3 protein-coding genes are annotated in these 4157 nt (G+C 76.7%); all 3 read right to left on the reverse strand.

The window, feature by feature from the left end:
* Nucleotides 1–990 (reverse strand): glycosyltransferase family 2 protein (locus EF903_RS29590; RefSeq protein ID WP_125548076.1); only part of this gene is annotated, 990 nt, incomplete at its 3' end.
* Nucleotides 987–2651, reverse strand: coding sequence for a carbamoyltransferase C-terminal domain-containing protein (locus tag EF903_RS29595; protein ID WP_125548077.1), 1665 nt, complete (start codon nucleotides 2649–2651; stop codon nucleotides 987–989). The genes EF903_RS29595 and EF903_RS29590, both read right to left, overlap by 4 nt.
* 13 nt (nucleotides 2652–2664) lie before the next feature.
* Entirely contained in the window at nucleotides 2665–3654 is a 990-nt protein-coding gene (locus tag EF903_RS29600) for an NAD-dependent epimerase/dehydratase family protein (protein WP_125548078.1), read from the reverse strand.
* Between the last annotated feature and the right edge of the window lie 503 nt (nucleotides 3655–4157).

A 4157-nucleotide genomic window follows, 5' to 3' on the forward strand; every position in this document is an offset into this window, starting at 1 on the left:
GGTGGGGGGCACGCGCCGGTGCGCGGCGAGGCCGCGGGCCCAGTGCCAGGCGGCCGCGGGCGGGATGAGGACGCTCGTCGCCGCCATGGTGGCGATTTCGTCGCGGGTCCGGGGCCCGGGCGCGATCCTGGCCGCGGCGAACTCGGCGGTGCCGGCGAGCCAGGCGGCCGCGCACCAGGCGGCGGCGCGGCGGCGGCCGAGGAGCGCGCACACCGCGGACGCGCAGGCGGCGGCGGTGACGGCGAGGTGGGCGGGGCGGCGGCCGAGCGGGGCCGCGGCCCGGCGCCGCCAGCCGCGCCCGTGGAGCCGGTCCATGAGGACGTCGTCGGCGTTGCCGGCCTGGGTGCGGACCGAGATCCAGCGGTCCGCGGGCCGGACGGGGTGGCGGGTGCGGCGTGTGCCCTCGGCGAGGGTCCAGCCTCCGGCCCGGAGGCGCAGGGCCAGGTCGGCGTCTTCGCGGAACGCCCGCCGGAACCGTTCGTCGAAGCCGTCGGCTGCGCGCAGGGCGGCGGTGCGGAAGGCCATGTCGGCGGTGATCCAGCGGGCGGTGGCCAGGCCGGCGGTGCAGCGTTCCCAGTCGGTGGGGCGGCGGTCCTCCGGCAGGGGCACCTCGATCCGGGCGGTGACGGCGGCCGTCGCGGGTCCGGCGGCCGCGAGGTCGTGGGCGAGCGCCTGGGCCCAGTCGGGGCCGGGCACCACGTCGTCGTCGAGGAAGACGACCCAGGGGACGGGGCCCGCGGCCCGCCAGCCCGCGTTCCGGGCGGCGGCGGGGCCGCGGGCGCTCCCGGGGACGAGGAGCGTCCGCGACGCCAGCGCGTCGGGGATGCCGAGCGGCGGCAGGGTCCCGCCGGGGCCGGGCCGGTCGTGGACGACGACGACCCGGCCGGGGCCCGGGCCGCGGGCGGCGGCCAGGGCCTCCAGGCAGGCGGCCAGCTGCGGGCGGCCGACCGTGGGGATGACGACGGCGTAGCGGGGCGCGGGGGCGGTCATGCGGACCACCCCTCGGGGGAGGTGCGGAACAGGGCGCCGCGGCGGACGGCGTACGGCCCGATGGCGAGCAGGTCGACCGGCGCGGATCCGAAGCACTCCAGGGCGTCCCGCGGGTCGTCGACCATCGGCCGGCCGGCGGTGTTGAGGCTGGTGTTGACGACGACGGGCAGCCCGGTGAGCCGTTCGAACGCCTCCAGCATGCGGGCGACGAGGGGTTCGCGGGCCGCGTCGACGGTCTGGATGCGGGCTGTCCCGTCGACGTGGACGACGGCCGGGATCCGCTCGGCCCAGCCCGGCCGCACGTCGTGGACGAACAGCATGTACGGGCTGGGGAGCGGGCCGTCGAAGAGCTCGGCGGCCCGGTCGGCGAGGACCATCGGGGCGACGGGCCGGAACTGCTCGCGGCCCTTGACGTCGTTGAGCCGTTCGAGGTTGCCGGCGTGTCCGGGGTGGGCGAGCAGCGAACGGTGGCCGAGGGCGCGGGGCCCGTATTCGGAGCGGCCTTGGAACCAGGCGACGACGGCGTTGTCGGCGAGGGCTTCCGCGACGGCGGCCGCGATGTCCGGGGGGCGGTCGAAGGGGACCCCCGCCGACTTCAGCCAGGCTCCCAGCTCGGCGTCGGACCATTCGCGGCCGAGGTCGGCGCCGTCCATCGGGCCGGGGTCGTCGCCCGCGCCGGCGGCCGTGAGGAGGGCCGCGCCCAGCGCCGTGCCGGCGTCACCCGCGGCGGGCTGGACCCACACCCGGTCGAAGGGGCCCTCGCGGGCGATCCGCGAGTTGGCCACGCAGTTGAGGGCGACGCCGCCGGCGAGGGTGAGCGTCCGGTCGCCGGTGCGGCCGTGGAGCCAGCGCACCAGGTCGAGCAGGGTCTCCTCCAGGACGGCCTGCGCGGAGGCGGCGGTGTCGGCGTGGTCGCGGGTCCACGGCTCGTCGGGGCCGCGGGGCGGGCAGAACTCGTGCCAGGGGACGCCCGCCGCCCGGAACCCGCCGTCGCCGGTGGGGTGGACGTGGCGCCGCAGCTCGGGCAGCATCCGCGGAGTGCCGTACGAGGCTAGGGCCATCACCTTGAACTCGTCGGAGGAGCGCAGGAATCCGAGGTGGGCGGTCAGTTCCTCGTACACGAGGCCGAGGGAGTGCGGGAGTTCCTGCGCGCACAGCGGCTCCAGGGAGGCGCCGGTGCGCCGGGCCGCGAGGTGGGAGGCGCGTTCGCCGCGGCCGTCGAGGACGAGGACGGAGCTGCGCTCGGCCCGGTCGGCGGCGAACGCGGCGGACGCGGCGTGCGCCATGTGGTGCGGGACGAAGCGGACCTTCGCGGGGTCGAGCCCGGGGAGGGCGGACGCCAGGAAGCCGGGGGCTTCGCGGGCGTATGTCTGGCGGAGGTGGTCCCAGGGGTCGTCCAGGCCCATGGCGTCGGCCGGGCGGGCGAGTTGCGGATCGTAGGAGTAGGCGACGGCGTCGAGGTCCTCCGGGCGGAGGCCGGACTTGCGCAGGCACCAGCGGGCGGATTCGACGGGGAGTTCCCACGCGGAGAACGGCACGGGCCGCTTGCCGTGTTTGCGTCTGCTGAACCGTTCCTCTTCGGCGGCGGCCACGGTCCGGCCGTCGATGACGAGGGCGGCTGCGGGGTCGTGGAAGAGGGCGTTGATGCCGAGGACGCGCATGGCTGACCGTCCTTCAGGTTCCGGAGGGACTCGGCGCGGGGCGGTCCGGGCCGCCGTGGCGGAACCAGGCGATGGTCCGCCGCAGGCCGTCCGCCATGTCGGTGCGCGGCTCCCACTGGAGTTTGCCGCGCGCGAGCGTGATGTCGGGGCGGCGGACCGCCGGGTCGTCGACCGGTCGGGCGATGAAGCGTATCCGCGAGGCGGACCCGGTGAGTTCGATGATGCGGTGGGCGAGGTCCAGCATGGTGATCTCGTCCGGGTTGCCGATGTTGACGGGGCCGCGCATGCCGTGGGCGGCAGCGGCGAGGATCCCGGCGACGGTGTCGTCGACGTAGCACAGGGAGCGGCTCTGCCGGCCGTCGCCGGTCACCGTCAGCGGCTCGCCGTCGAGGGCCTGGCGGACGAACGTGGGGACGGCGCGCCCGTCGTGGCCGCGCATCCCGGGCCCGTAGGTGTTGAACAGCCGGACGATGCAGGTGTCGGTGCCGTGGGCGGCGCCGTGCGCGGTGGTGAGCGCCTCGGCGAACCTCTTGGCCTCGTCGTACACGCTGCGCGGCCCCACCGGGTTGACGTTGCCCCAGTAGGCCTCGCTCTGCGGGTGCTCGTGCGGGTCCCCGTACACCTCGGAGGTGGAGGCGAGCACGAACCGGGCTCCGCTGCGCCGGGCCAGCTCCAGGGCGTTGCGGGTGCCGAGGCTGCCGGCGTCCAGGGTGTGCAGCGGCAGCCGGAGGTAGTCGGCGGGGGACGCCGGGGAGGCCAGGTGCAGCACGAGGTCGGGCGGGCGGTCGACGGTGAACGGCCGGCTGACGTCGACCCGGCGCAGGGTGAAGCCGGGATGGCCGTGCAGGTCGGCCGTATTGTCCGGCAGGCCGGTGCTGAAGTCGTCGAAGCAGGTCACGTCGGTGCCTTGGGCGAGGAGGGCGGCGCACAGGTGCGAGCCCACGAATCCCGCGCCGCCGGTGACGACGGCATGCCTCCAGCGGGGGTCCGGCAAGGGTGCCATGGGGGTTCTCCTCGGGGTCGGGCGCGGGGCCGGCCGCCACGGCAGCGGCCCCGGGCGTGCCGTTCGGCACGAGGCGCCGGTCGGGGCCGCGAGCGGCCCTGCCCCACCCTGCCCGCACGACCCGCCCGCGGCACGGCGGGGTGCGGCATCCGGGTGAGACGGCACCCCGGTGACCTGCCGTTCCGTCGCCTCAGCCGTTTCGCTTGGGGGCCTGCCCACCCTGCCGCACCTCCGCGTGATCTGCCCCGACGCAGCCGCTGTCCACTGTGCGAAACACTTGCGCCCCCGCAGCGCTCCCGCCGCCCGCGTCCGGCAGCCCGTGGCGGTCTGACGCGCTTCCGCTCCGGGAAACACCCTGGACGGCGTTTCCCGCGGTCACGGAGCATTCAGGCAGGCCACCGACCCGGCTCCGCTGATGCCGGCGGGGTGAAAGGGGTCTGCGGGGCCGGGCTCCAGGCCGACCCCCGGAGGTCTCCGACCCCGACCGGCAGGCTCCCGCCCAC

Source organism: Streptomyces sp. WAC05292, assembly GCF_003949955.1.
GTDB lineage: Bacteria > Actinomycetota > Actinomycetes > Streptomycetales > Streptomycetaceae > Streptomyces > Streptomyces globosus.

Bases quoted from the DNA above. Each gene is read 5' to 3' on its own strand.
- EF903_RS29595 (WP_125548077.1), bottom strand. From the start codon at position 2,651: ATGCGCGTCCTCGGCATCAACGCCCTCTTCCACGACCCCGCAGCCGCC.
- EF903_RS29600 (WP_125548078.1), bottom strand. From the start codon at position 3,654: ATGGCACCCTTGCCGGACCCCCGCTGGAGGCATGCCGTCGTCACCGGC.